At 56.3% G+C, this 20,182-nt stretch carries 17 protein-coding genes and 1 pseudogene; 5 read left to right on the top strand and 13 right to left on the bottom strand.

Annotation, left to right across the window (positions count from 1 at the left end):
• Window positions 1-397 precede the first annotated feature (397 nt).
• From AC4G46_RS01415 to AC4G46_RS01385, 7 genes and pseudogenes are all read right to left on the bottom strand, one after another.
• Window positions 398-1,300, bottom strand: a pseudogene (locus AC4G46_RS01415) (ABC transporter ATP-binding protein); the annotation flags it as partial.
• A complete protein-coding gene (locus AC4G46_RS01410; protein ID WP_491126361.1) occupies window positions 1,297-2,307 on the bottom strand; it encodes an ABC transporter ATP-binding protein in 1,011 nt (336 codons plus the stop codon). The pseudogene AC4G46_RS01415 and the gene AC4G46_RS01410, both read right to left, overlap by 4 nt.
• Before the next feature lie 15 nt (window positions 2,308-2,322).
• The gene (locus tag AC4G46_RS01405) at window positions 2,323-3,168 is read right to left on the bottom strand and encodes an ABC transporter permease (protein ID WP_491126360.1); all 846 of its coding nucleotides are present in this window, start codon (window positions 3,166-3,168) and stop codon (window positions 2,323-2,325) included.
• 4 nt (window positions 3,169-3,172) lie between these two features.
• Entirely contained in the window at window positions 3,173-4,123 is a 951-nt protein-coding gene (locus tag AC4G46_RS01400) for an ABC transporter permease (protein WP_068727040.1), read from the bottom strand.
• An 83-nt stretch (window positions 4,124-4,206) separates the two neighbouring features.
• Entirely contained in the window at window positions 4,207-5,820 is a 1,614-nt protein-coding gene (locus AC4G46_RS01395; RefSeq protein WP_491126359.1) for an ABC transporter substrate-binding protein, read from the bottom strand.
• A gap of 48 nt (window positions 5,821-5,868) precedes the next feature.
• Window positions 5,869-6,333, bottom strand: a complete 465-nt coding sequence (locus AC4G46_RS01390; RefSeq protein WP_491126358.1) for a peptidylprolyl isomerase — start codon at window positions 6,331-6,333, stop codon at window positions 5,869-5,871.
• The gene (locus AC4G46_RS01385; protein WP_491126357.1) at window positions 6,330-6,542 is read right to left on the bottom strand and encodes a hypothetical protein; all 213 of its coding nucleotides are present in this window, start codon (window positions 6,540-6,542) and stop codon (window positions 6,330-6,332) included. Before AC4G46_RS01385 ends, AC4G46_RS01390 begins: the two co-directional genes overlap by 4 nt.
• 223 nt (window positions 6,543-6,765) lie before the next feature.
• Between AC4G46_RS01385 and AC4G46_RS01380 the strand changes: the two genes are divergently transcribed.
• On the top strand, window positions 6,766-8,613 hold the full coding sequence (locus tag AC4G46_RS01380; RefSeq protein ID WP_491126356.1) for a glycosyltransferase family 2 protein: 1,848 nt from the start codon (window positions 6,766-6,768) through the stop codon (window positions 8,611-8,613).
• A 539-nt stretch (window positions 8,614-9,152) separates the two neighbouring features.
• Here AC4G46_RS01380 and clpB read toward each other — a convergent pair.
• The 4 genes from clpB to AC4G46_RS01360 all read right to left on the bottom strand — a co-directional run bounded on the left by clpB (window position 9,153) and on the right by AC4G46_RS01360 (window position 14,289).
• On the bottom strand, window positions 9,153-11,795 hold the full coding sequence (gene clpB, locus AC4G46_RS01375) for an ATP-dependent chaperone ClpB (RefSeq protein WP_491126355.1): 2,643 nt from the start codon (window positions 11,793-11,795) through the stop codon (window positions 9,153-9,155).
• Window positions 11,796-11,875: 80 nt separating this feature from the next.
• Window positions 11,876-12,838 carry a DnaJ C-terminal domain-containing protein gene (locus AC4G46_RS01370; RefSeq protein WP_491126354.1) on the bottom strand — a complete coding sequence of 321 codons (963 nt, stop codon included), beginning with the start codon at window positions 12,836-12,838 and terminating at the stop codon, window positions 11,876-11,878.
• 222 nt (window positions 12,839-13,060) lie between these two features.
• Window positions 13,061-13,531, bottom strand: a complete 471-nt coding sequence (locus tag AC4G46_RS01365) for an Hsp20/alpha crystallin family protein (protein WP_491126353.1) — start codon at window positions 13,529-13,531, stop codon at window positions 13,061-13,063.
• Window positions 13,532-13,722: 191 nt separating this feature from the next.
• On the bottom strand, window positions 13,723-14,289 hold the full coding sequence (locus tag AC4G46_RS01360; RefSeq protein WP_491126352.1) for a GNAT family N-acetyltransferase: 567 nt from the start codon (window positions 14,287-14,289) through the stop codon (window positions 13,723-13,725).
• Window positions 14,290-14,392: 103 nt separating this feature from the next.
• Here AC4G46_RS01360 and pdxR point away from each other — a divergent pair, with 103 nt between their 5' ends.
• Window positions 14,393-15,829 carry a MocR-like pyridoxine biosynthesis transcription factor PdxR gene (gene pdxR / locus AC4G46_RS01355; protein WP_491126351.1) on the top strand — a complete coding sequence of 479 codons (1,437 nt, stop codon included), beginning with the start codon at window positions 14,393-14,395 and terminating at the stop codon, window positions 15,827-15,829.
• Window positions 15,830-15,881: 52 nt separating this feature from the next.
• Here pdxR and AC4G46_RS01350 read toward each other — a convergent pair whose 3' ends face one another.
• A complete protein-coding gene (locus AC4G46_RS01350; RefSeq protein WP_491126350.1) occupies window positions 15,882-16,871 on the bottom strand; it encodes a helix-turn-helix transcriptional regulator in 990 nt (329 codons plus the stop codon).
• A 114-nt stretch (window positions 16,872-16,985) separates the two neighbouring features.
• Between AC4G46_RS01350 and AC4G46_RS01345 the strand changes: the two genes are divergently transcribed.
• A complete protein-coding gene (locus AC4G46_RS01345; protein ID WP_491126349.1) occupies window positions 16,986-17,411 on the top strand; it encodes a VOC family protein in 426 nt (141 codons plus the stop codon).
• 59 nt (window positions 17,412-17,470) lie between these two features.
• Here the strand turns inward: AC4G46_RS01345 and AC4G46_RS01340 are convergent, their stop codons facing one another.
• Entirely contained in the window at window positions 17,471-18,478 is a 1,008-nt protein-coding gene (locus AC4G46_RS01340; RefSeq protein WP_491126348.1) for an alpha/beta fold hydrolase, read from the bottom strand.
• Between the two features lie 206 nt (window positions 18,479-18,684).
• On the opposite strand from AC4G46_RS01340, the gene AC4G46_RS01335 reads away from it, so the two are divergent.
• On the top strand, window positions 18,685-19,278 hold the full coding sequence (locus AC4G46_RS01335; protein ID WP_491126347.1) for an RNA polymerase sigma factor: 594 nt from the start codon (window positions 18,685-18,687) through the stop codon (window positions 19,276-19,278).
• Between the two features lie 82 nt (window positions 19,279-19,360).
• Entirely contained in the window at window positions 19,361-20,158 is a 798-nt protein-coding gene (locus AC4G46_RS01330; protein WP_491126346.1) for a hypothetical protein, read from the top strand.
• The last annotated feature ends 24 nt before the right edge of the window (window positions 20,159-20,182 follow it).

The following is a 20,182-nucleotide window of genomic DNA, read 5'->3' as shown; positions in this document are numbered from 1 at the left end:
ACAGAACCTGCTCCACGCGGATTCTTTCGTCTGCCGTCAGCTCAGCCTCCACCGCTTCCTTGCCTTCTTCCAGCTCCAGCTTCGGCTCCTTGCCGAGCGCAACCAGAATCCAGCTGCGGATGCCGCGGATGGTGTTGTATTTGATCTGGTACCCTTCCGTTACAGCCTGCCGGTACTCCTCAGGCTTCTCAGCCGCAAAGGCAGCCAGCTGCTTATAATCGAATTCAAACGGGCTGTTATCCTCCGGCAGCTCTGCTGCAGAAGGAATCCCGAGCAGCTGCTCATCCGTCCAGCCTTGTCCGCGCAGCGACTCAAGCAGCAAGGCATCCCATTGCGATAATTTGACTTTATTCACTGATTCCGTCATATCATTACCTCCTGTTAATTCCTTGAAATCGTAAGCTACAAAATGGCCCGGGCTAACTTCCTGCAGCGGCGCTGCCTCGCCCTCGCCCCGTGAGACGGAGAAGCCGTCCAGATGAATCCGCTGGGTCGCCTTCAGCGGGTCTGTCTCCAGAATGGAGGACAGCAGCGCTTTGGTGTACGGATGAAGCGGGTTGTCATACAGCTCATCGCTGTCCGCTACCTCAACCAGCCGCCCGCCGTACATAACGCCGATCCGGTCGGAAATATGCCGGACCATCGACAGGTCATGGGCGATGAACAGGTAGGTCAGCCCGAACTCGGCCTGCAGATCCTCCAGCATGTTGACCACCTGGGCCTGGACGGAGACATCGAGCGCCGAGATCGGCTCATCGCAGACGACGAACTCCGGCCTTACCGACAGCGCCCGGGCAATAGAGATGCGCTGGCGCTGACCGCCGCTGAACTCATGCGGGTAGCGGTACAGATGCTCACGCTTCAGGCCTACCTTTTCCAGCAGTGCAGCTACAGCTTCCTTGCGCTCATCGCCCTGATATACGCCATGAATCTTCATCGGCTCGCTGATCAGATCCAGCACATTCAGGCTGGGGTTCAGCGAGGAGTAAGGGTCCTGGAAAATCGACTGAATCCGTCTGCGGAACGGCTTCAGCTGCTTCTCGCCCAGGCGGCCGAGCGGCTGCCCGTCAAAGGATACTTCACCGCCCGTGTAATCGTACAGCCGGAGCAGGCAGCGCCCGACCGTTGACTTGCCGCTTCCCGACTCGCCGACCAGCCCGAAGGTCTCTCCGCGGCGGATCTGGAAGCTGACACCGTCCACTGCCTTGAGCACGGATGTATCACGTCCGCGCAGATCCTTGCCCTTGGAGAAGTGCTTTTTCAGATTATTTACGTCTACTAATATCTTGCTCTCGCTCACTGTGTGATGCCTCCTTCCACAGCCGGTGCCGCCGGCTGCGCGCCATCCGCCAGCCAGCACATCGAGCGGTGCCCGGGCGACAGCTCGGTCACCGGCGGGCGCTGGCTGCAGCGCTCAAAGGCATGCGGGCAGCGTTCCATGAACGGGCAGCCCGGAGGCGGGTTCAGCAGATCGGGCGGTGTGCCCTCGATCGGAATGAGCCGCTCACGCGAGCCGCCGCCGCGCTTCGGAATCGAGCGCAGCAGCCCTTGTGTGTACGGGTGCTGCGGGCGGTAGAAGATGTCTTCAACCGTCCCCTCCTCCATGACCAGCCCGCCGTACATAACGACAACCCGGGTGCAGACCTGTGCGACCACACCGAGATCGTGGGTGATCAGCGCGACTGCGGTATCCGACTTGCCCTTCAGCTCCTTGAACAGGTCGAGAATCTGCGCCTGAATGGTCGCGTCCAGCGCCGTGGTCGGCTCATCGGCGATCAGCAGCTCCGGCTGGCAGGAGAGCGCCATCGCGATCATGACCCGCTGGCGCATCCCGCCGCTGAACTCATGCGGATACTGGTTCAGCCGCTGCTCAGGGTCCCGGATGCCGACCTGGCGCAGCATTTCCGCCGCTTCCTTATTGGCGTCCGCTTTATTTAATCCGCGGTGTCTGCGGATGACTTCCGTTAATTGCTGGCCGATTTTTTTGACCGGATTCAGCGAGGTCATCGGGTCCTGAAAGACCATGGCGATCCGGTTACCGCGCAGCTTCCGCCACTCTTTTTCCGAAAGGCCGGTCAGTTCCTTGCCTTGAAAATGAATCCTGCCGGAGGTGATCCGGCCCGGCGGAGTAATCAGCGACATGATCGCTTTGGCAGTTACACTTTTGCCGCTGCCGGATTCTCCGACTATCCCGACGGTTTCGCCTGCATTGATATGGAAGCTCACACCCCGCACAGCCTGATTCTCACCGTCACGGGTGGAGAACGATACCTGCAGATCCTCAACAGAGAGCAGCCGCTCACTCATGATGTCTTCACTCTCCTATCTCCGGATCAGCTTCGGTTCAAAGCCGACCCGTAAAATATCGCCCAGCACATTGAAGCTCAGCACTGTCAGCAGAATCATCAGCCCAGGGAACAGCGCCAGATAAGGCGCCTGGGCAATATAGCCCTGGGCGCTGTTCAGCATGCTGCCCCAGGTGGCGTTCGGCGGCTGTACACCGAAGCCGAGGAAGCTCAGCGAGGATTCCATCATAATGGCTGAAGCGATGTTGTTCGTTGCCCCTACAATCGTTACCGGAATCAGGCCCGGCAGAATATGCCGCCAGATGATGCCGGAAGCGCTCTGGCCCGAAGCCTTGGCGTACAGCACATATTCACGTTCCTTGATCGTGAGCGTCTCCGCCCGGATGACACGGGCCACGCTCATCCACATCAGCAGGGCAATAATAATGATGATATTGCCGACGCTTGGCTTCAGGAACACGCTGAGCAGCAGCAGAATCAGAAAGGAAGGAATCGACATGATAATATCCAGCATCCGCATGAGCAGATTATCCAGCCAGCCGCCGAAATAGCCGCTGACAACGCCTACGGCCACACCGATTACAGTGGCAACAATCATTGAAGCAAAGCCGACCAAGAGGGAGACGCGCCCCCCGTAGAGCGCACGCGCCAGATAATCGCGGCCATAATCATCCGTCCCGAACCAGTGGGCGCTGCCCGGCGGTGTCAGCCTGTTCATCGCGTCCATTGCATTCGGATCATAGCCGGACAAAAAGGCAAAAATCGCCCCCAGCGTAAAGACAACCAATATAACGAGCGCGGCGACACCCAGACCGTTCGTAAACAGCTCGGACTGCAGGTTTTTCCATTTACTGCGATTCATGAGGTCACCCCTTTAATTTGATGCGCGGATCTACAAAGCTGTAGAGAATATCCGCAGCCAGATTGCCGATGATCAGCATCAGCGACGAGAACAGTGTAATCCCCATAATGACCGGGTAATCCATCCCCCGGACAGCCGTCATTCCCAGCGAGCCGATCCCCGGCCAGCTGAAGACGGTCTCCGTCACAATCGCCCCGGCGACGAGATCGCCCATGGACATACCAAGCAGCGTAATCACCGGCAGCAGTACATGCTTCAGGACATGCCGGAACAGGATCGTTGATTTTTTCGACCCGAAGGCATACTGAATCTGCACATATTCTTCCTTCAGCTGCCCGATGGTACTGGAGCGGATATAGCGTACATAGGTTGCAAGGAAGCCGAAGGCCAGGACGGTGCAGGGCAGTATGCCGTGCTTCAGCACGTCAACGGCGGACTCTACGCCAATCGTGCGCATGCCCATGCTCGGCAGCAGGTGCAGCTTGATCGCGAACAGGTACATCAGCAGAATCGCCAGCCAGAACAGCGGAACGGAAATGCCGATATAGGCAATCAGATTAACCAGCTTATCCACCCACCGGTTGCGGTTCGCTCCGGCAATCAGGCCGAGCGGAACCGCCAGCAGTACGGCCAGCGCAATCGCGCTGCCCATCAGGCCCGCTGTAGCAGGCAGACGCTCCAGAATCTGATCCAGCACCGGCTGGTGGTTAACCAGGGAGTAGCCGAAATTGCCCTGAACAAGCTCGCCTAACCAGATAAAATATTGTATATAGGCCGGTTTGTCCAAACCTAGGTTATGGCGGATCCGCTCGATATCATCGGCATGCATATTAGGTGTAACAAAGGACAGCACCGGATCTCCCGGCGCCAGCTTAATCATGGCAAAGCAGACAACCGATACGAAAAACAGCATCGGAATGGTCTGCGCAAGCCTGCGGACGATGAGTTGTCTCATACGTAATTCTCCCAGCTCATGATCGGCAAAAAAATAAGCTGGAGGTCCAGCTTATTTTTTCCCGTGCTTATTTTGTATTGTACTTATTTCTGATAGATCTTGGACAGGTCTTCGAAAATAACGACCGGCTTCAGGACAGCTTCGTCGATGCCGCCGTAGTTTTTGGATACAGCTACAACAGTCTTAGTATAAGCGATCGGATAGATCGGTGCATCCTCAGCAATCGTTTCCTGAACCTGCTTGTAGATTTCGCCGCGTTTTGCAGTGTCTGCTTCGCCTGCGCCTTCATTCAGCAGCTTATCCACTTCAGGATTCGAGTAGTGCGAGTAGTTGGAAGAAGCGCCGGTAGTGAACAGAATGCGGTATGCATCCGGGTCATAGCCCATAATGTAACCGGTCAAAGCCAGCTCATAATCAGTAGCCTTCAGGTCGATGAACTTCTGTACCCATGCGGAGGAATCCATGTTCTGCAGTTCAACTTCAACGCCGATTTCCTTCAGCTTCTGCTGAACGTACAGGGAGATGGCCTCCTGTGCCTTGTTGCCGCTCTGCACGATGTATCTCAGCTTCAGGTTGCTTTCGCCGGCAGCTGCCAGGAGTTCCTTAGCTTTTGCAGCATCATTATCAAAGGTGGTTACGTCATTGGTGAAGTACAGGGCATCCGGGGTCAGGAAAGACTTGGCCGGATCTGCATATTCACTGGAGGTATACGCGGTCTGGATCAGCTCATCGCGGCTGAGGGCCAGGGACAGCGCCTGACGGACTTCTTTTTTGGCAAGTGCGCCGGTATCGCTGTTCGCATTGAACATCAGGTACGCCAGACGGCCTTCACTGTAAGGCAGAATTTCAAAGTTGTTGGTTGCCTGAATCGTCGCTACATCTTTAGGATCAAGGTACTGCACATTGATTTCGCCGTTCTGCAGGGCCAGGTTAGCCGCGTTGGCATCCTTGGCAATACGGTACGTTACGGAATCCAGATGCGGCTTGCCGCCGAAGTAGTTATCAAAACGCTCCAGCGTCAGATACTCGCCAGCCTTGTACTCTTTGAATTTGAACGGGCCGGAGCCTACAGGAGAAGCATTCTTTGTGCTCTTCTCGATATCGGCTTCATTCTCGAAGATATGCTTCGGAATCGGGGATACCTGCACCAGTGTTGCTTCGAACGCCGGGCTGACCTGCGGAAGCTTGAACTCAACTGTCAGATCGTCCACCTTGGTAGCTGTAATCGGCTGATCGTTGATCAGGAAGTTGGCGCGCAGGAAGCTGTTCTGCTTCTCGTCCAGAATGCTGTCGATCGTGAATACCACGTCATCAGCAGTCAGCTTTTCGCCATCATGCCAGGTCAGGCCATCCTTCAGCTTCAGTGTGTAAGTCAGGTTGTCTTCCGAAGGGGTCAGGCTTTCTGCCAGGTAAAAGGTCTTCTCGCCATTGTTCACCTGGAACAGCGGCGCGTACAGCGCCTGGTCAATAGTCAGGCTGACACGGTCGCCTGCGTAATTCGGATTCAGCACCTGCGGATCGGAAGCTACCCCGATAATCAGGCTGCCTCCATCTTTCGGTTCTGTGCTGGCAGCTGCTTCAGTAGCCGCCGGTGTCTCGCTTGTATTGTTCGATGCTGCGTTGTTTCCGCCGGAGCATGCACTAATCAAAAATGTTAACAGCATTAAAACGGCAATTCCAGATAACCCTCTTTTCATGTCTCTCTCTCCTCCATGTTGTGAGCAATATCACTTTCTGTTTCTGAATTATATATCGGAATACTCGGAATTACAATCATTGATTTTTTTTATTACTCTGATCTCCCGTATAATATCGCCGCGCTTCAGCGCATCCACATGCTCCATCCCGGAAATCACGCCTCCGAACACCGTATGCCACGGGTCCAGATAATCAAAGGTGTCATAGCAGATAAAAAACTGGCAGCTGCCTGTATTCGGCCCGAAATGCGCCATCGACAGCGCCCCGCGCACATGCTTATGCGGATTGTTCTGCGTTTCACAGGGAATCTTCTCCGTACCGCCGCGTCCCGTACCATCCGGACATCCGCCCTGGGCTACGAAATTCCGGACTACCCGCTGAAAGGTCAGCCCGTTATAGAAGCCGCTGTTCGCCAGCTTTTCAAAATTGGCCACTGTACCGGGAGCATCCTGCTCATAAAGCTCCAGCCCGATAACCTGCCCTTTTTCCAGCGTAATCTCCGCCCGCTTCATATTGTATCCTCCACTGGCCCGGGCTTGCGGGGGCTTCCGAACTGAACGATCGTCTTGGCCGCCTTCTCCGGTGCGTAGATTTCCTCTATGTCCTCATCCAAAAGCGCCCTGTATTGCCCGTCTGCATCATGCCAGTACACCTCGGCGCGCGGATTCATCGCCAGCAGCAGCTTGATCAGCTGCTCCACCTTCAGGGGTGACTGCTCCATTTCCCCCACTCCTCTCATCCCTATGTAAGGTTCACATCTGCCTATGCGGTATTGTACAACAGCCCTTCCCAAAGAACCAATCCATAAATTTCCTCGCGGCTGCAAAAAATCAGGATTAGTCTAGTACTTCTCTCAATATATTGAATACATATATTTCATATCATCTATTTGCATATACAAGGGGATGTACAATTATGATAACCCTGCACTGGAGTGCCAGGCCATGAGTGAGACGACAATCCGCGTGCTGCTCGGCAGCCCGATCCATCAGAAGCCGCAAGTCCTGGAGCAGTTCCTGAATTCCCTTCTGCGCCTCCGCCGTGACGGAATAGCGCTGGATTACTATTTTATCGATGACAACGGGGATAGCGCCTCCAGCCTGCTGCTGCAGCAGTTCGCCCCGCCCGGCAGCGAGGTTTTTCTGCAGTCCTCAGGCTTCCATGATGCCTATATCCGCAATGACACTACCCATTACTGGAACTCCGATCTGGTCTGGAAGGTCGCCGGGTTCAAAAATTTGATGATCCGCCGGGCCGATGCCTTTGGCTATGACCATCTGTTCCTGATCGATTCCGATCTGATTCTCCACCCCGATACCCTGCTGCATCTGATCGGGACGGGAAAGGATATTATCTCCGAGGTTTTTTGGACCCAGTGGCAGCCAGGTACGATGCTGCAGCCGCAGGTCTGGATGCACGATGAATACAACCAGTGGGAGATTCTGCCCGGGGAAAAGCCCAGCCAGACGGAGATCAACCGGCGGTTTCACGCCTTTTTGGCCAAGCTGCAGGAGCCGGGCGTTTATGAGGTCGGCGGCCTTGGCGCCTGCACCCTGATCAGCCGGCGGGCGATCAGCTCCGGGGTCAGCTATGATATGATCCGCAACATCTCGTACTGGGGCGAGGACCGCCATTTCTGCATCCGAGCCGCTGCACTCGGCATCCCGCTGTATGTGGATACCCACTATCCAGCGCTGCACCTGTACCGCGACAGTGATCTGGAGAAGGTCACGGATTATATCCGGCAGACGTCAGCGGAGCTGGCTGCGGGCGGGGATAGTATGGGAGAGGCCGGGCGTGAAGCGGCTGTAGACAGGGACAGTATGGGAGAGGCCGGGCGTAAGGCGGATGCGGGCGGAGCTGGTGCAGCCCACAGCGGTGACACGTTAGGCGGGGGCAAGGCGGATGGCGGAGTTAGCTCTGCTGACGGGAGCAGGAACAAGACGAATGATGGAGCTGGTCCGGCGGACGGGAGCAGGAACAAGACGAATGATGGAGCTGGTCCGGCGGACGGGTTATGGTCTGCGGCAGAGGCCCAAGAGTACCTCCGTAAGGCTCTCCCGGCGGACGGGACGGCGGAGCCAGCGGCAGCCCGGCGGCCCAAGCTCACGCTGACGATGGTGGTCAAAAACGAGAGCCAGCGCTTTCTGCGGCAGGTTTTGCAGGAGCACCGCAAATATATAGACGAGGCCGTCATTATTGATGACGGCAGCACCGACAATACGGGCGACATCTGCCGTGAAGTGCTGCACGGCATCCCGCTTCATCTGGTGCGTAATGACGTCTCCAAATTTAATAATGAAGCCGAGCTGCGCATACAGCAGTGGGAGGAAGTTGTCAAAACCAATCCCGAATGGATCTTGAGCCTCGATGCCGACGAGGTGTTTGAAGGCCGTTTCGCCCGTGACATCGGGCTTCTGCTTCAGGAGGAGAGCTGCGACCTGTTCTGCTTCCGGCTGTATGATTTCTGGGACGACAATCATTACCGCGAGGACAATTATTGGCGCTCCCACCAGAGCTACCGGCCGTTTCTGCTGCGCTACCGGGAGGAATTCGCCTATGTGTGGAATGACACACCGCAGCATTGCGGCCGGCTGCCGGAGAATATTTTTGAGCTGCCCCACCAGCTCAGCAACCTGCGGCTCAAGCATCTGGGCTGGTCCAAGCCGGAGTACCGGCTCGATAAGTACCTGCGCTACATGCTGCTGGACCCCGACGGCCAATACGGCTGGAAGGAGCAGTATCAGTCCATCCTCGACCAGCAGCCCAAGCTGGTTCCCTGGGTTGAATGACGGTCAGCCACGTATCGCTTAATTCGGCTGGCCGAACATCCTAATCTGCAGTTTAGCTGCACTCTGTGCAACTATTCCTAACCAGAATAAGCCCGTAGCGGCCTTTAATTGCAGTTTGTGCAATTAAAAGTCCGCCAACGGGCTTTTTGGGCTGAAAACTTCAGATATAGCTGCACGAAGTGCAGCTATATCTGAAAGAGCCGGATTTCCGGCCTGTTTAGTTGTACAAAGTGCAGCTATTCGATATGGAGAATGCTGAAATGCTGACAACCGCCGTTTGTCCAAGCACTTAACTATACGCCAGCCGTTAAACAAGCCATTGAGCCCATGCCGCAAAGATCCCGCTAGTCTAGCTCCCGGCCCGTAGCCTGTGGCGGCTCTACAGCAGGGCTGTTGTATATATTCGCTACGAAAACCAGCCGGGCAGCTCAACATCCGACACGTTCTCCAGCTAGGTAACTCATATATCCGCAACCATCATTAGTCGGTTAGCCGCACATATTCACCGCGATCAAACAGGCCAGCGACATACTGCCCGCTCACGCCTTGCCCGCAGCACCAGCAGGCTCCGGCTGCCGGATAGCAACCCTCAGCTGGCCGTCCGTCTCATCGACGGCCAGCACGGAGCCTTCCTCCGCTTCTCCGGCAATCAGCGCCCGCGCGACCGGTGTCTCCAGGCTGCGCTGGATGAACCGCTTCAGCGGTCTGGCCCCGTATACCGGGTCGAAGCCCTCCTTGGCGATGAAGCGCACAGCGGCATCGCTAAGCGTAAGCCCGATGCCGCGCTCAGCGAGGCGCAGACGCAGGCCGTCAGCCAGCTTGACGACAATCTGGCCGATTTCCGCCATCGTCAGCGGTTTAAACATAACAATGTCGTCCACCCGGTTGAGGAATTCCGGACGGAAATGGCCGCTCAGCTCCTTCATTACACGGTCCTTGACCACCTGGGTAAGATCACCGTTGTCATCCGTTCCCTGGATCAGATGCGGTGAGCCGATGTTCGAGGTCATGATGACGATCGTATTTTTGAAATCGACAATCCGGCCCTGCGAATCGGTCAGCCGCCCGTCATCGAGCAGCTGCAGCAGGATGTTGAACACATCCGGATGAGCCTTCTCGACCTCGTCCAGCAGGACAACCGTATACGGCTGGCGGCGGACCGCCTCGGTGAGCTGGCCGCCTTCCTCATAGCCGATGTAGCCCGGAGGCGCACCCACGAGGCGGGAGACGCTGTGCTTCTCCATGTACTCCGACATGTCGATGCGGATCATGCCGTCCTCCCGGTCGAACAGCGAGACCGCCAGCGCCTTCGCCAGCTCGGTCTTGCCGACCCCGGTCGGCCCGAGGAACAGGAACGAGCCAATCGGACGGTTCGGATCCTTGATCCCGGCCCGGGCGCGCAGCACGGCATCGGCCACCAGCGAGACGGCCTCCTCCTGGCCGACTACCCGCTCATGCAGCGTCTCCTCCAGCCGCAGCAGCTTATCCCGTTCACCTTCTACGAGCCTGCTGACCGGGACGCCGGTCCAGCGGGACACGATATCGGCGATCTCCTCCTCCGTCACGGCTTCGCGCAGCAGCCGGCTCTCCTGATCATGCTGCGCCGCTTCCTCCGCAGCCTTCACCTGCTTCTCCAGCTCCGGGATGATGCCGTAGCTGAGCTCGGCCGACTTGTTCAGGTCGTAGATCTCCTGGGCATCTACCAGCTCCTTGCGGGCCTGCTCCAGCTTCTTCTTCAGGTCCCGGATGCCCTGAATGGCCGACTTCTCCTTCTCCCAGCGGGCGGTCATGGTAAGATGCTTCTCCCTCAGATCGGCCAGCTCCCGCTGCAGATTCTCCAGCCGGCGGGCGCTGGCATCGTCCGTTTCCTTCTTGAGCGCCGCTTCTTCAATCTCCATCTGCATCAGGCGGCGTGTAACCTCATCCATCTCACCCGGCATCGAGTCAATCTCGGTACGGATCATCGCGCACGCTTCGTCCACCAGATCGATCGCCTTATCCGGCAGAAAGCGGTCGGTGATATAGCGGTTCGACAGCACGCCCGCAGCAACCAGGGCGCTGTCATGGATTTTGACCCCGTGATGCACCTCGAACCGTTCCTTCAGCCCGCGCAGAATGGAGATGGTGTCCTCAACGTCCGGCTCACTGACCAGCACCTGCTGGAAGCGACGCTCCAGCGCCGGGTCCTTCTCGATATACTTGCGGTACTCATCCAGCGTGGTTGCTCCGATACAGTGCAGCTCCCCGCGTGCCAGCATCGGCTTCAGCATATTGCCGGCATCCATCGCGCCCTCCGTTTTGCCCGCGCCGACAATGGTATGCAGCTCGTCGATGAACAGGATAATCCGCCCGTTGCTCTCGCGGATTTCCTTGAGCACGGCCTGCAGCCGCTCCTCGAACTCGCCCCGGTACTTCGCACCGGCGACCAGAGCGCTCATATCCAGCGAAAATATCGTCTTGTCCTTCAGTCCCTCAGGCACATCCCGGCGGACAATCCGGTGGGCCAGACCTTCGACGATCGCCGTCTTCCCGACCCCCGGCTCCCCGATCAGCACCGGGTTGTTCTTGGTCTTGCGGGAGAGGATGCGGATCACCCGGCGGATTTCACCGTCACGTCCGATGACGGGGTCGATTTTGCCGGCCCGCACCTCAGCGACCAGATCACGGCCATACTTCTCCAGCACCTCGTAGGTTGCCTCCGGCTCCCGGCTGGTCACCCGCTGGTGGCCGCGGATCTCCGCCAGTACAGCCAGCAGCTTGTCGCGTGTAATTCCGCGGCTCGTAAACAGGCCGCGCAGCTCCCGGTTGCCGCTGCCCGTGTCCGATACCATAGCCAGTACGGCGTGCTCAACGGCCACGAACTCGTCATGCATCGCGGCTGCTTCCTTCTCAGCCTGTTCCAGCACTTCAATTAAGGAGGCTGACGCATAGCGCCGCATGGTGCCGGCGCCCGAGCCGCTGACACTCGGCTTCCGCTGCAGCAGCTCCTCGGTACCGCGCAGCAGCTCGGCTGCGGGAGCATTCAGCTTCTGCAGCAGCCTCGGCAGCAGGCCCTCCTGCTGCTGGAGCAGCGCCTTCAGCAGATGGAGATTGTCGATCTCCTGGTGCCCGGCAGCCGCCGCCAGCGATTGGGCTGCTGCGACCGCTTCCTGCAGCTTTTGAGTTAACTTGTTAAAGTCCATATGTCTTCATCACCTTTCATGAGAGAACGATTTCTTATGTCATTCGGTCCTTATTCCTTCTATAATCATTGCCCGGCCGGTCAGCCCCTAGCCGCATTCTGCCGCCGTGTCCCGGTGCTGCCGCGCTTTACTCCGGCCTGATAGCCGCTTGCATCAGCCAGCTTGCGGTAGAGCGCCTTCTCGGCTTCGCCAGTTTCCGCCGGAATGACGATCTCCAGCCGGAACAGGATATCGCCGTTCGTTCCGTTCTGGCGCTTCAGCCCCTTGCCTGGTATGCGAAGTGTGTGGCCGCCTGCCGTTCCGGCCGGAATCTTCAGCCTGATGCTGCTGCCGTCGGGCAGCGGCGCTTTGGCATCTCCGCCAAGCACCGCCTGCCATGGCGCAATTTCAACCGTGCCGTGCAAATCCCCGTCTTGCGTCTCGTAGATTGGGTGCGGCGCAAGCTGCAGGACGATCAGCAGATCCTCGCTCTGGCTGGACCCGCCGGGTACTCGGATCACAGTTCCCTCGGAGGAGCGGGGCGGTATGCTGACCGTCACCTCCCGGCCGCCGACCTGCACCGTGACATTGCCGCCCTTATAGGCCTGCTCAAGACTAATCTCCAGCTGGGCCTGGGCCATTCCCTGCCCTCCGCCAAAACCGCCGAAAAAATCAAACCCTGCCCGGTCCGCCGCCCCCCGGCTGCCAAAAAACATCCCGAACAGGTCCTCTTCATCAATCCCGCTGCCCGAAGCGGAATAAGCACCGCCCCGGCCTGCCCCGAACGCAGACTCCCAGCCGGACTGCCCGCCCGGGGACGGACCGCCGGCGCGCCAGCCGCCGGCAGCCCCATAGCGCAGCTCCTCATCATAGGCTGCCCGCTTCTCTTCATTGCCCAGTACCTCGTAGGCTTCCGCGGCCTCCTTGAATCTGGCCTCCGCCTCCGGAGCCTTGTTCACATCGGGATGCCACTGCTTCGCAAGCTTCTGGTAAGCCTTTTTAATCTCCTGTCTGCCCGCCTGTCTGCTTACGCCAAGCGCATCGTAGTAATTTTTAGCCGCCAAGGCGATCCTCTCCTTTCTTAGACTCTGCATGTCATCTCTTACAGCTTATTCAGAAAAGACGCACTATAGCCGGTATCCCCACTACAATGCGCCTTTGTATGAACTGCTATATAAAAAGCCCGGTGAAGCCGCTGATGCTGCGGAGCCCAGAGGGGACAACGAGCATTAAGCCGCTGTCCCGAACTCCGTACTTCTTCAGCACTCCGCGCAGACTTGGACAGCTTACTGAAGCTGTTGCCCGTCGTTGCCGTGGTCCTGAATTTCGATCCGCTTGCCTGCGGGCTTTTGCCGCTTAGGCACTTCAAGTCTCAGCAGCCCGTCCTTCAGCGAAGCCCGGATGTCATCCCCGTTAATATCCTGCACATAGAAGCGGCGCACATACTCACCATAACGGCGTTCCCGGCGCACAACCTGCTGGTCCTCATTTTCCCGGCTGCTGTCTTCCTTACGCACCGCTTTGATTGTCAGATAAGGGCTCGAATAATCAATGTCGATGTCGTCCTTGTTGAAGCCCGGCAGTTCAGCCTCAATCAGATAAGCCTGCTCACTCTCGCGGATATCTGTCCGGAAAGACAGGGCGCTGCCGCCGGTCATCGGGGCAAAAAACTCATCATTAAAGACATCATGTAAAGACTTTGTGAGAGCACCGAATACATCATCTCTGCGTTTTCCAAAAGGGACCAAATCAAACATGTTTCATTCTCCTCTCTTCGACTTTTGTTTGCTGCTTTGACTTTGACTTTGACTTTATTTGATCTTTCTTATGGCTTTATTATAGCGCGCTCCCGGCACAGGCTCAAAACCGGAAAAAACCGAAAAACCGGGAAATTCCGGCATTTCGGCCTGTTTTTTAACGCTTATTTTTATCTTTCAACTTTTTTGACCTATTTTGATCTTTGTTGTACATATCGCTCGCGGTACTCCTGCTCCAGCATGCTCATCATCACTACATCATGGTACTCATGATTATAGAAAAGCGTCTGCCGCCGCACGCCCTCCCTTACAAAGCCGACGCTCTCGTAGACATGCTCAGCGCGGCTGTTGAAGGTGTAGACCTCCAGCTCAATCCGGTGTAGATTCAAAATGCCAAAGCCGTACTCCAGCATCAGCAGCAGCGCCTCCCGCCCGTATCCCCGGTTCTGATGCCGCTCTTCTCCGATAGCCAGCCGCAGATTGGCAGTCCGGTTGCCCCGGTCCATATCCTGTATGGCGATGTCGCCGATGACCTCATCGTTCTCTTTAAGGGCAATCAGCAGCAGCACTCCGCTGTCATCTCCCGCCTTGCGGCCGATATAGGCACTGATCTGCTCTTTGTTGATGTGCTTCTGCGTTCCCGTAAGCCGGCGTGTCTCCTCCCCGAAGAACATGTGGTAATATACTTCGGCATCCTCTCCGTTCAGCGGGCGCAGATACACCCGTTCTCCTGTCAACAAACCTGATTGCTTGCCCATTATGTCATCCCCTGTCTTCATTTATAGCTCTATGGTATTGCAGATCTGTATTCTGTAAAATATACAAAACAAGCTAATTATAAAGGACAGATGTGAGAATCTTATGCTGATAAACCCCATGCTTAGCGAAGACCGCAAACTTCCGTATTACATCCAGCTGTATGACTATTTCAAAAAAGAGATTCTCGGCGGCGCACTGCCTGCAGGCACACGCCTGCCCTCCATCCGCGCCCTGGCCGGACAGCTGAATATCAGCGCCACTCCGGTTGAGCTGGCCTACCAGCAGCTGGTTTCCGAAGGTTTTATCGCCAGCCGGCCGCGCAGCGGGTATGCTGTACTGCCGATGCACGTGCTGAGCGGAAAAGCAGGTGCTACGGAAGCGGATGCAGGCCGCTCCTCTCTGCCTGCCCCGCCGATCACGCCTCGTGACCCGCAGCCGTACCTCTATGATTTTCATATTTCCAAAAATGATTTCTCGCTGTTTCCCCACAAAATCTGGCGCAGCCTCTTTCAGGAGCAGCTGGCCAATCCCGATCTGCTGCAGTATGGCGACCCGCAGGGCGAGCCGGCCCTGCGCGGGAGTATCGCAGCTCATCTGCGGCAGTTCCGGGGGCTGCGCTGCACCCCGGAGCAGGTCGTGATCGGCGGCGACCAGCATCTGCTCTGCTCACTGCTGTGCCATATTCTGCCCGGCGGCAACCGGCGGCTCGGCATTGAAGATCCGGGCTATCATCTGCTGCCGGCTGCTTTTGCCCACAGCTATGAGATCATTCCGGTTCCGCTGCAGGAAGACGGGCTTGATATAGAACAGCTGCGTGTCCGCGGCGCCAGCACTGTATACATTTCTCCCTCCCACCAGTTTCCTTGCGGGATGATTATGTCCATAGCCAAACGCCATGCCCTGCTGGACTGGGCCAGAGCCACGGGCGGCTATATCATCGAAGATGATTACGACGGCGAATTCCGTTATCACGGCAGGCCGGTTCCCTCGCTGCAGGGGCTTATGGAGAACAGCCGGGTGATCTACATGGGCAGCTTCGCCCAATCGGTTGCCCCTGCCTTTTGTGTACACTACATGGTGCTGCCGGAGGAGCTGCTCCCGGCTTACCGTAACCTGGCAAGAGAGCTGTACCTGGAGCACTCCGCTTCGCGGCTGAACCAGATCGCGCTGCATTATTTCATGGAGCGCGGGCATTTCGCCAGACATCTGCGGCGGATGCGGCTGCTCTATCAGAAGAAGCATGATTCTCTGCTGCAGGCCATCCATCTGCATTTCGGGGAGCAAGCGGCAATACGCGGTCAGGGAGCAGGCTTCCACCTTCTGCTCCGGCTGAACCGCGAAGGTGACGCACGCCTGCTGGCAGACACAGCTGCAGCTGCCGGAATCCGCGTGACCCCGATGTCCTATACATGGTGGGGGCAATCCGGAGGAGAGGCCCGCCGGAAGGATGCCCCGGAGTTTATTCTGGGCTTCGGGGCAATCCCGGAAGAACGGATCGGCGAAGGCATCCGCCGGCTGGCTGAGGTATGGCTGGGCTGAACAAACCGCTCAGCTTGCTGCGCCCCATCATTTTAGCTTGCGGTCCGGCCGCTCAGCTGTATTTTCGCAGCATCTCTTCCAGCATCGCCTTCAGCTCTTCCACCAGCTCAGGCGGCTCCTGAACCGTCGCCTCATTGCCCAGTCCGGTAAAGAAACGGGCGAAGAAGCGCAAATCCTCTGCCGGTGCCTCTCCCTCCAGCCAGCCGGTGCCGCCGGCACGGATATGCAGCAGCGAAGCCGACCACAGCTCCGCCTCGCAGGCCTGTACCCCTTCAGCTGTCAGCTCTGCGTATAGCCGGACCTTGCTCCGGTTTTTTGGCGCTTCCGCCCCATCAGACCGTCCTCCCGGCTGCCCTTCTGCCGCATACTCATGCCTGTTCCCCAGATGAACCCGGCGCAGGTCAAGCGGCTCATAGCCTGAAGCCTCTTCCTCAACGGCATCAATCCGGTCACAGCGGAACACGCGGATTCCTCCGCGCAGAAAGCAATAGGCCGGACAGTACCACAGCCCGTTGCTCGCATAAATGCCGATTGGCTGAACCGGACGCAGCCTGCGTTCTCCCCTTGACTCATAGCCGATAAGCAGCACCTTTTGGTCTATGGCCGCTTCCAGCAGGACAGACAGGAAAGGGAATTCCGCCTGACGCGCCGGGGTTACGAAGTCAATCCGGTGCTTCATTTCATCTATCCGGTCACGTACGTCTCCGGGCATGTAGTGATAGAATTTATGCAACGCGGAGAACGACGCTTCTTTAAAGGGCAGATACTCATAATGGCGCAGCGCATGGCTGGCAAAAAAAATCGCCACCGCCTCCTCCTCCGTAAACGCTATCGGCGGCAAAATCCTTTCCTTCAACACCTGATAGCCTCCGTGCGGCCCTACCTCTGAATACAGCGGCACGCCAAGTTCACTCAGTTCCTGCAGATCCCTGAGCATGGTCCGGGTGGACACGCCAAATTCATCGGCCAGCTCCCTGACGGTAAATTTACGTTTGCGGTTGACTGTCATCATGAGATCCAGCAGCCGTTTTGATTTGGACATGGCAGGGCCTCCATTCCTTTTTTATTTGTGACAATAGTTGTCACTATTAACATTTACAATACAAGCATAGCCCGGATGAACGGGCAAATCTACCGCCGGAGGAGCGATTATATAATGTCTATAGAAGTAAATCCGTTTATTATGCTTGAAGGAACAGCACGCGAGGCGATTTCGTTTTATCAGGAGAGTCTGGGCGCGGAGCTGCTTTTTATGCAGACAGTGGGGGAAGGCCCGCTTGATCACGATACGCCTCTGTCTGACGAAGACAAGGCGCGGATTGCCCATTCCGTGCTCCGCATCGGTGAAACCACAATGTTCGTAGCGGACCTGGAACCGGGACAGACGCGGCAGACCGGCAACGGGCTGAATCTGTGCATCTCCACCAGTGAGGCGCAAACGTCAGAGCAGCTGTATAGCGTCCTGAAAGAGGGCGGACAGGTTGACATCGAACTGGGACCGGCGTATTTCAGCCCCGCTTACGGCATGGTGACCGACAAGTTTGGCGTTACCTTCCAGATTTTCACGAAACGGCAGGGGTGAACAAATACAGCAAAAGACGACTCTTATCCCACCGGGGAGTAAGGTCGTCTTTTTTACGTTTACTTGTCGCTCAATGAACCAGTGTGCCCCAAGGAATCTCTCAAGAATGCATTTACCTCATCAGCTATTCTCTTGTAGTGCGTCCAGTGCAGGTAATGATGCCCTTTCAAAGCAATCAGCTTATGGTGTTGTACATTTCTGAGCTGTGATTCATAGAAGGTGATATTGGACTTGCCGTCCTCCCTTATCTTGCTTTTATCTGCTTCTGCCGCAAAGATGATCACAGGCAGATCGGGCGGATAAGCCATCTCCTGCGTGACACGGATATTATGTTCAATTTCATTGGCTTCATTGACTACATTGCTGTTATAAGCCTTCCAGGCCGTGATTGTTTTGGTCAGCTTTAGATTCTTCGCGGAATAGGTGCCGCTTTCTGCAACCGGGACGATCTCTGACGGAATGATATACGTGGCAATTCTGACTAGACCACCGGGCGCAATCAGACTCATATATCCAGGCATCCGCGGGACAGATTCCCCGAAATACTTCACTGCCTGAGGCAGGGTAATATCGATCCCGGCAATCGCTTCAACTTCCTCCGGATATTTATTGGCATAATACATACTGTAAATACCGGACACCGAGTGGGACAGCAGGGTATACGGCCCCTCGATGCCCGCTTGCCGGAGTGCGCTGCGCAGTTCTTCCACTAAGTTGTCCACCGTCCGCTCTTCATCGGTCAAATCGCTCCAGCCATATCCGAAGGGCTCAGCCACTACAACCTTATTTTGCCTGGACAGCTCGTTAATCAAAGGTTCAAAATCAAGCACAGGTGCAGCCGTCCCCAGTCCCGGCAACATTACGATGGTGTTGCCCTTCGTCCCTTTGGTGTACACATGCATTTTCTTACCCTTCACTTCAACATACCGGCCCCATGCCGGATACTGTTTGTGCTCATACCGGGTCATTAACCAGTTAAACGACATTACCAGCAGCAGAATTGCGCCAGCGGATAGTATGATGTTTCGGATGAGCCTCTTCCATTTAACTCTTTTTTTCGTTTTCATTGCATCCCTTGCTCCTTATCCTGATTCTTTTCCTCATTGTATAAGGCTCAGGTTAAAATCCGGAGCTGGGGAAGTTTAAATCTCGTTTAAACTAATCACAGTATCCTGCCATCTGCGGTAAGAACCCATCCAAACCGCTTTTTCAGAAAAAATGTCACATTCCCGCTGCCTGCTCCGTTGTACAGATTGAAAGGAGGTGAACAGCCTTGGAAAATACGGAACTGCAGCGGACTGTCGGTGAAGTTCTGGCCGGGGATACCGGAAAATTTGAAAGCATCGTGCTTGCTTACCAGAAACCGATTATCCTCTACTGCTATCACATGCTCGGCTCTTATCCGGAGGCAGAGGACAGCGCACAGGAGGTTTTTTTCAAAGCCTACCGCTCCCTGGACAAATATAATCCCGAAGTGCCTTTTGGAGCCTGGCTGTACAAAATCGCCTATAACCAGTGCGTCGATGTGCTCCGCAAAAGGAAGCTGGGCAAGGCACTCAAGCTGTTTTATCAGGATGAGACGCAGCACAGGCCGGTAGACCAGCAGATTGAAGCCAAGTATCTGGACGAAAAGGTTCAGCGGGCTATGGCCAAGCTGTCGGCAGAGGAACGCAACCTGCTTATCCTGCGGTCGGTGGAGGAGATGAGCTATCAGGATATCAGCCTGATTCTGCAGCAGAACAGTGCCCGGCTGCGGAAGAAGTACGAACGCGCAGCGGAGAAGTTCCGCAAATACTATTCAAATGCGAAGGGAGAGGACCGCTATGCCGGTTTACAACGACAAGGAATTGAAAGACATCCTTCTTAAGGCCGCACCAGCAGAAATGGATGTGTCCGGCAGGGTGATGGAACGGTTATATGCCACAAAGCAGACAAAGGAGAGGTTCTTTATGAAATACAAAGTAGGCGTACTGGTTATGACGGGGCTGCTGCTGACAGCGTCCTCCGGATTTGCCGCAGTACATTATCAAAGCTTGAAGAATAAGGACGGAGAGCTGACCTATCAGGTTAAGCCGGCTGCAGAATTCCCTGTTCAGCAGGAGGAAACGGTTCAGCGGCTGGATTACACCCGTGATCTCGGGGAGCAGCTGCTTCAGGACGGTACGGCAGCCATTTTTTATGTCACTGCACATAACCCGGACGGGGTAACAGACACGCGGTCCAAGCCGGTGTTCTACAGTGAATGGTCTGTACTGCAGGCCAAGCTGGCCGGACAGGAGCTCGGCCTTGCCGGGCAGCTTCCGGACGGCTACGCCTTCCACAGCGCCTCCGTCAGATATGAGCCGCTCAAGCCCGCTCCAGAAGAAGCGGCAGCTATAACAGACAAGCTGCGTAAGCAGGCAGAAGAGTCGGGTAAGGGGTATGCCATGCTTCCGGTCGGGCTGTCAGATCAGCTGCTTAATGTGAAAGCCGCCTACCGGCAGGGAGATGACGAAGTAACTGTTAGTATAAGCAAAACGGAAGGAACATCTACAGCATACGTAGATGAAAAGGTTGCGTTCACCGCCGAGAAGCTGACTTCCGGAGGCACAGATCTGATCTACACCCGCTACAAAGGCGGCAACAGCCTGACCTGGACTGCTGAGGCACCGGATGGGGCTACCTATCAATACCAGATAGACGAGATGAGCGGGCAGTTCTTCAGCAAGGAAGAGATGGTCCGGCTGGCGGAGCCGCTGCTGAAGTAAACGCCTGGCCGGGTTAGCAGGGCT

Source organism: Paenibacillus sp. fava2, assembly GCF_058313675.1.
The sequence above is the reverse complement of the archived record's forward strand: the minus strand, read 5'-3'. Positions and strand labels throughout refer to the sequence as shown.